5 protein-coding genes and 2 pseudogenes are annotated in these 6,429 nt (G+C 73.0%); 1 reads left to right on the forward strand and 6 read right to left on the reverse strand.

Annotated features, from left to right (window positions below; translation table 11 throughout):
- From ACIRDX_RS19220 to ACIRDX_RS19240, 5 genes and pseudogenes are all read right to left on the reverse strand, one after another.
- Window positions 1-182 (reverse strand): annotated as a pseudogene (locus ACIRDX_RS19220) (cysteine--tRNA ligase); the annotation flags it as partial.
- Window positions 183-319: 137 nt separating this feature from the next.
- Window positions 320-694 carry a hypothetical protein gene (locus ACIRDX_RS19225; RefSeq protein ID WP_396627054.1) on the reverse strand — a complete coding sequence of 125 codons (375 nt, stop codon included), beginning with the start codon at window positions 692-694 and terminating at the stop codon, window positions 320-322.
- Window positions 695-706: 12 nt separating this feature from the next.
- Window positions 707-1,681, reverse strand: a complete 975-nt coding sequence (locus ACIRDX_RS19230) for a bifunctional riboflavin kinase/FAD synthetase (protein WP_396627055.1) — start codon at window positions 1,679-1,681, stop codon at window positions 707-709.
- Window positions 1,678-2,472, reverse strand: coding sequence for an MBL fold metallo-hydrolase (locus tag ACIRDX_RS19235; RefSeq protein WP_396627056.1), 795 nt, complete (start codon window positions 2,470-2,472; stop codon window positions 1,678-1,680). Before ACIRDX_RS19235 ends, ACIRDX_RS19230 begins: the two co-directional genes overlap by 4 nt.
- A gap of 3 nt (window positions 2,473-2,475) precedes the next feature.
- Window positions 2,476-2,763: a DUF1844 domain-containing protein gene (locus ACIRDX_RS19240; RefSeq protein ID WP_396627057.1), complete on the reverse strand. Its 288-nt coding sequence runs from the start codon at window positions 2,761-2,763 to the stop codon at window positions 2,476-2,478.
- A 23-nt stretch (window positions 2,764-2,786) separates the two neighbouring features.
- On the opposite strand from ACIRDX_RS19240, the gene mazG reads away from it, so the two are divergent.
- Window positions 2,787-3,635 (forward strand): nucleoside triphosphate pyrophosphohydrolase, encoded by an 849-nt coding sequence (gene mazG / locus ACIRDX_RS19245; RefSeq protein WP_396627058.1) that lies wholly within the window; start codon window positions 2,787-2,789, stop codon window positions 3,633-3,635.
- A 160-nt stretch (window positions 3,636-3,795) separates the two neighbouring features.
- Here mazG and ACIRDX_RS19250 read toward each other — a convergent pair.
- Window positions 3,796-6,066: pseudogene (locus tag ACIRDX_RS19250) on the reverse strand (ComEC/Rec2 family competence protein); the annotation flags it as partial.
- Between the last annotated feature and the right edge of the window lie 363 nt (window positions 6,067-6,429).

A 6,429-nucleotide genomic window follows, 5' to 3' on the forward strand; every position in this document is an offset into this window, starting at 1 on the left:
ACCTGGTACCCCGCCACGTGGCGGAGCGTGCGCCGCAGCAGGTCGACGGCGACGAAGGACCGGAAGTTGCCGATGTGCCCGCGAGCGTAGACGGTCAGCCCGCACGAGTACATGCGGACGGTGCCGTCACGCTGCGGGGCGAAGTCTTCTTCCTGGCGGGACAGCGTGTTGTAGAGGCGCATGGGGCACTCGAAGCCCGGGTCTCGGGGCCCGGGGAACCGGGCACGCGCCTCGCAGCGGAGCGGCGGGCGGGTCCCGGACAGGATTCAGGCGGCGGCACCGCGACCTGCCGTCGCGGACACACGCGGGAGGCGCCGGGTCAGGCGCACGGACAGGAGATGCGACAGCGCACCTCGTGGCCGTCGACGTCGCATGCAACGTCCACCCCGTCGCCTCCCGACACCGTCGGTGCCTGCGGGTCGGCGAGGGTCGTCCAGCGCAGGTGCCCGCGCAGTCGATCGCCCTCCCGTTCGAAGGTCATCACCACATCGCTCGCCAGGTCGGCCCGATGCGTGGTGACCCACGTGACCACCTGCTGCACGGCAGCCGCGAACGGCGTCGCGCGCTCGGGCGCACCGGCGACCGCACCAACGCGACCCACGAGCGCATGCACCGCCTCGGCCATGCGGCCGTCGGGGGCGTACGTCACGGCCAGCGGCAGGGCGGCGGCGGCGTCCTCGCGGGGCTCTGTCATACGTGAGGGATTCTATAGCGAAAAGCGCTCGAAAACGGACCGCGTCGCCGCCACGTCGTCGCGGATCTGCCGCACCAGGGCCTCGACGCCCGGGAACGCCTGTTCCCCACGCAGCCGCTGCACGAACGCCAGGCGCACCCGGGTGCCGTACAGATCGGGGTTCACGTCCAGCAGGTGGGTCTCGACGCTCACCTGCCCGTCCTGGCCGAACGTCGGGCGGACCCCGATGTTGGTGACGGCAGCGTGGATGCGGTCGTCGACCGTCAGGGTCGTGGCGTACACGCCGTTGGGCGGCAGCAGCTCGTTCTCGCTGGCGATGTTGGCCGTGGGGAAGCCGATCTGGCGCCCACGCGCCTCGCCCGGCACGACCGTGCCGTCGATGCAGTAATGATGCCCGAGCAGGGCCCCGGCCTCGTCGACCTTGCCTTCCGTGATCAGGCGCCGGACGCGCGTGCTGCTCACCACGAAGTCCTTGTAGCGGACCGGATCGATCTTGTCGGCCCGGAAGCCGTACAGCTGGCCCAGCTCGCGCAGTAACGAGAAGTTGCCCGTCCGGTCACGGCCGAAGAGGAAATTGCCCCCGACCCACACCTCGGAGACGCCCAGCCACTCCACGAGGACGCGCCGCACGAACGTGTCGGGGTCGAGCCGCGACAGCTCGTGATCGAACCGGACGAGCGCCACGCCCTCGATGCCGGCCCGGGCCAGCGCCTCGATGCGCTGCGGGTTGGTCATCAGGAGCGGGGGGGCCTTGTCGGGCCTGAGCACCCGCGGGGGATGCGGGTCGAACGTCATCACGAGCGGCGTGCCGTGCCGCTCGCGAGCCTGGCGGCACACCCGGTCGAGGATCTTCTGGTGGCCGCGGTGCAGGCCGTCGAAGTTGCCGAGCGCGACGACCGGGTACGGCCAGCGGGCCGGCCGCGGCGGGTCGTCCGGGAACCGAATCACCTCCACGCGGAGGCGCGTGCCGTGTCGGACGTCCGTCATGCTGACGCCCCTGGACGAGTCGCGGGCAGGGTCACCGACAGGCCATCATACGCCAGCGCCATGCCCTCGGGCAGACGCGCGTTGGTCGCCGCATGGCCGAGGTCGTGGCACATGTGGGTGAACAGCGTCTGCCGGGCGCCGATGCGCTGCGCCGCGGCCACGGCCTCGGGCAGCGAGAAGTGCGTCGGGTGCGCCCGCTCCCGCAGCGCCCCGATCACGAGCACCTCGAGCCCCTCGAGCAGGGCCCACGACTCGTCGGGCACGTGGCTGCAGTCGGTGAGGTAGGCGAAGCTGCCGATCCGATAGCCGTGAATCGGCCGGCGGCCATGGACGATCGGCACGGGCACCCAGTCGGTGCCGCCGATGGCGAACGGCGCCGAGACGACCTCGGGGACCAGCCGGGGCACGCCGCCCCCCAGCTCGGCGGGCGAGCTGAACGCATAGCCGAAGATGCGTCGGAGCTCGGCGATCGTGTGCGCGTCGCCGTGCACCGTCATCGTGCCGCCGCCCCGCAGCGCGATGAAGCGGCGCAGTTCGTCGAGCCCGAAGATGTGGTCGGCGTGGCTGTGGGTGTACACCACGGCATCGACGCGGCTGAGGTTGCACGCCAGGGCCTGGCTGCGCAGATCGGGCGTCGTGTCGACCAGCACCTGCATGCCGTCGTCCTGCGTGACGACGATGGAGGCGCGGAATCGCTTGTCGGCGGGGTCCGAGGACCGGCACACGTCGCACGCGCAGCCGATCATCGGCACGCCCTGCGACGTGCCCGTCCCGAGGAAGGTGACCTGCACGGCTTACGGCGAGACGATGCGGGACGGGCCCTTGCGCGAGGCTTCCACGTACTTCAGGCGGAGCTCGTAGAGCGCACCCTCGAGCAGCCGACGTTCGTCGTCGCTCAGGTTGCCGCGCGTCTTCTCCTCGAGCATGGTCAGCACGTCGATGGCGTGGCCGGCCGACGTCAGGTTGACGGCCTTCATGCCCGTCATCGGATCCGGCTGGTCGCCGAGATAGACGGACGCCGCGAGCACCAGCCCCGAGATGTAGCTCACGAAGGTCAGGGACGGGTCCGTCGGGTGGCTCATGACCGGATGCTAGCATACGGCCCTTGACGCCTCAGCCCCCTGCAGGAGCCGGCGCGGCCTTCGCGCGGCTCGTCGACATCATGGCCCGGCTGCGCGGTCCGGACGGCTGCCCGTGGGACCGCGAGCAGACACTGCGCAGCCTCGCCCGCTTCGTCCTCGAGGAAGCCGCGGAGGTGGTCGACGCGATCGAGCGCGACGACGCCGACGGCCTGCGGGAGGAGATCGGCGATCTGCTGTTCGAGGGCGTGTTCCTGGCGCAGGTCAGCCACGACACCGGCGGCTTCGACGTCACCGCGGCGCTCGACACGGTGTGTGCGAAGTTGATCCGTCGCCATCCCCATGTCTTTCTGACCGACGCCTCGCTGACACCCGACCAGGTCGTGACGCAGTGGGACCAGATCAAGGCGCAGGAGAAGGCCGAGCGCGGCCAGGCCCCGACGCACCTGCTCGACGGCATTCCGCTGGCCGAGCCCGCGCTGTCGCGCGCCAGGACCATCTGCAGCCGCGTGGCCAAGGTCGGCTTCGACTGGCCCACGCCCGAGGCCGTGCTCGAGAAGCTCGACGAGGAAACACGCGAGGTCGAGGCCGCGATCGCCAGCGGCGACCGCGATGCCATCGAGGACGAGATCGGCGACATGCTGTTCGTGATCGCCAACCTCGCGCGCAAGCTCGACGTCGACGCCGAGACCGCGCTGCGCCGCGCCAACCTGAAGTTCGTCCGCCGCTTTCGCGAGGTCGAGACGCGCCTCACGGCGGATGGCCTGTCACTCGGACAGGCGACGCTGGACCAGATGGAAGCGGCGTGGCAGGCCACCAAGCGCGCCGAGGCGACCCCGACCCCAGACTCCCCTCCCCCGCCGCCATCGTCCTGACCAGCAGCACGCGGCCGTTGGTCGCGAGCTGAATCGCGCCGGCCTCGTCCGTGCGCAACAGAGGGATGCCGGCCTCCTGCAGCCGGCGCACCACGGCGCGGGCAGGATGTCCGAACCGGTTGCCGCGTCCCGCGGAGGCAATCGCCAGGGCCGGCCGCAGCGCGTCGAGCAGCCCCGCGCCCGAGGACGAGGCGCTGCCATGGTGACCAAGTCGGAGCACGGTGATGGGCGCGGGCGCCACCGCGTCGCGCCACCGCGCCTCGACGGCGTGTCCCGCGTCGCCCGGCAGCAGCACGCCGACGTCGCCGTGGCGCACCCAGAGCACCACGGAGTCGTCGTTGCGGACGCGACGACGATCCCAGTCGGGGCGCTCCGGATGCAGCACGCGCACGTGCACGCCTTCCTCGCCGATGACCTCGCCTGCGGCAAGCGATCGCTCGCGGGCGCCGACACCGGCTGACGCCTGCGACACGGCCGCCGCACGCGCATCGGCGGCCACCGGGATGCCTGCCCACGCCTCCCGTGGCCTGAAGACGTCGATCACCGCGGGCATGCCGGCCGCATGGTCCGGGTGTGCGTGCGTCACGATGACGCGGTCCAGGCGGCGGTGCCCCAGGGCCCACAACGCGGGGACGGTCACGCGCTCCCCGACATCGAACGTCTCGCTCACGCTGCCGCCGGCGTCGACCAGCCAAGTGCGGCCCGACGGAAACCGGATCACCGTGGCATCGCCCTGCCCGACATCGAGCACGGTCACCACGAGCCAAGGTTCCCGGGGCCATGCAGCCCGCTGCCAGCGCTGGGCCGCGGGCCACGTCCAGGGCGTGGGCGCGCTGTGGTCAGGCCCGCCCACGACCATCCATGCCAGGGTGCCCGCCACCGTTGCGGTCGAGGCGGCCAGCGCGAGACGCCGTCCCGGCCGTTGGAGGGCTGCCGCCATGCCAGGGCCGCCGGCTCGGCCCCGCGGCGCCTGTGCCGCCAGGCACAGGCAGACGACGGCGAGGTAGTGCAGCGCGATCACCGGCGCCGATGGCGGTGGGACCCGTCGCACGAGCCATGGCGCCACCAGGAGCACGTCGCCGCTCCGCAACAGCACGCGCACGCCCGCCGTGACGACGGCTCCCGTGAGGTCGCCCGCCCAGGCGCCGAGCCAGGACGCGGGCAGCAGGGCGAGACCCGCCACCTGCACGCACGCCATCGCAGGAATCGCCACCAGGTTGGCGACGAGCCCGGCTGCCGTGGCGATGCCGAACCAGCGCGCAGCGATCGGCAGCAGCACCAGTTCGACCGCACACGTGCCGGCCAGGACCGCAGCCCCTGCCCACAGGACGCGGGTCAGTACGGCGACGCCAGGGATGCGCCCGAGGAACGGCTCGCGGTCCTCCGCGCGGGGCCGGGCCGCCATCGCTCGCCCCGGCGCAGCTTGCACCGACGACGCAGGTGCCTCGGGCTCCCGGACCACCGGCCAGCAGCGCGCGACCCCCACCAGCGCGAGCGCCGCACCGAACGACAGCAAGGCGCCCGCGTCGTGCCACGCCAGCGGGTCCATGGCGAGATGAGCGGCTGCGGCCACGGCCAGCGCCTGGGCCGCACTGGTGCGCACGTCCCACCATCGCGCGGCGAGCACGACGGCGGCCACGAGCACCGCCCGCACCACCGACGCGCCGCCATCGACCACACTCGCGAAGGCAAAGAGGCCGACCACCAGCCACGTCGTCGCGCTGCGCACGCCCGCGCCGGCCAGGCGGGGGATCCAGACCAGCAGGCCCAGCCAGATGCCGACGTTGCCGCCGGAGATCGCGACCACGTGGTAGACGCCGGCGTGCTGCAGGCGCCTCACCTGATCCGCGGGCAGGCCCCGGCGATCCCCGATGAGGATGGCCGTCACCACGGCCGCGGCCTCGGGGTCGGGTACGTGCCGTCCGACCGCCTCGCGCGCCCGCCCTCGCGCGTGGGCGGCCCACTCATCCCACACGGGCCCGGCGCGCACGGTGATCAGCGCCGCGCTCCTGATGGTGCCGAACAGGCGCAGGCCCTGCCTGGCGAGATCGCGCTCGGCATCGGGGCGCTCGAAGTTGCGGTACGGCAGTGGGCGCCGCAGCGACGCCACGGGCGCCTCGATTGCCCGGCCGCGTGTCCAGGCCGCGAGGTGACCGCGCGCGGCGTCGCCGGCAACGGTGGCGCGCACGCCGACCCGTGCCGGCCTCCAGGCGCCCTCCCAGTGGACCGCCTGCACTTCGAGGTCGAGCGCGACACCGCCCGCAGGCGCCAGCCACGCGTCGCGCCGGATCACGGCACGCACCCGCACCGGCTCGCCCTCCGTCGTCCGTCCTTCCATCGCGCGTACGGCCGGGCCGGGGGGCAACCACGCACGGAGGTCGGCATGCCCCGCCCTGGCGGCGCCGACCAGCGCCACGCCGGCCGCAGCCATGGGGATGGCGATTCCACGCGCTCCGCCCCAGCCCACCCGGCACGCGGCCAGCACCACCCAGGCCCCCGCGACGAAAGCCCGCACGGCCGCATCCGTCGTGGTGAGCAGGCCGGGCCCGATCAGGGTGCCCAGGGCGAACGCGAGCGCGAGACCGATCCCGGCAGGCACGGCCGTTCACGAGGCAAGCCCGGTGCCGCCGAGCACGGAGCGAGAACCCGCACGATCTGGCGCGCAGTTGGCGAGACGCAGCAGGAACTGCCACGCCGACGCCCACGGGGCGCAGCAGATTCAGCACCGTAGCGACGCCGGCCAACGCTCCCCGCTCCCCGCTACCCGATACCCGATACCCGATACCCGATACCC

This window comes from Luteitalea sp. (assembly GCF_044337415.1).
GTDB lineage: Bacteria > Acidobacteriota > Vicinamibacteria > Vicinamibacterales > Vicinamibacteraceae > Luteitalea.

What these genes read in the sequence shown, in the direction of transcription:
- ACIRDX_RS19225 (WP_396627054.1), bottom strand. Translation starts at nt 694, where the DNA reads ATGACAGAGCCCCGCGAGGACGCCGCCGCCGCCCTGCCGCTGGCCGTG.
- ACIRDX_RS19230 (WP_396627055.1), bottom strand. Translation starts at nt 1,681, where the DNA reads ATGACGGACGTCCGACACGGCACGCGCCTCCGCGTGGAGGTGATTCGG.
- ACIRDX_RS19240 (WP_396627057.1), bottom strand. Translation starts at nt 2,763, where the DNA reads ATGAGCCACCCGACGGACCCGTCCCTGACCTTCGTGAGCTACATCTCG.